This window comes from Shewanella sp. 10N.286.45.A1, from assembly GCF_041470405.1.
In the GTDB taxonomy this organism is placed as follows: Bacteria; Pseudomonadota; Gammaproteobacteria; order Enterobacterales; family Shewanellaceae; genus Shewanella.
This window is the reverse complement of record NZ_JBFRMK010000433.1, coordinates 1-260: the sequence shown is the minus strand read 5'-3', so window position 1 is coordinate 260 and position 260 is coordinate 1. Positions and strand designations below refer to the sequence as shown.

Annotated in this window: 1 pseudogene; it reads right to left on the bottom strand. The window is 47.7% G+C overall.

The annotated features are described in order from the left end of the window. Window positions 1-260, bottom strand: a pseudogene (locus AB4238_RS22250) (IS30 family transposase); the annotation flags it as partial.

Genomic DNA, 260 nt, shown 5'->3' with positions numbered 1-260 from the left:
CTCTACTAACGAGACAAAGACGCCATCTGGGGCGTGGACGGTATCCGCTTCCCAATGGCCTATTGTTTCCTTTAAGTCTACTTCATCAGGCCGCTCATCGATATCTACGCGGTTAGGGATAAGCTTTGCACCAGCTTCACTACCTTTGCGTTGTCGATATTTCTTACCGTGCCTTGGGAGTTTATTACGCCAACCTTGAGTACGAATAAGCCGGTAAATAGTATGCATGCTAACGCTACCAGCACGCTTCTCAAGCTTTT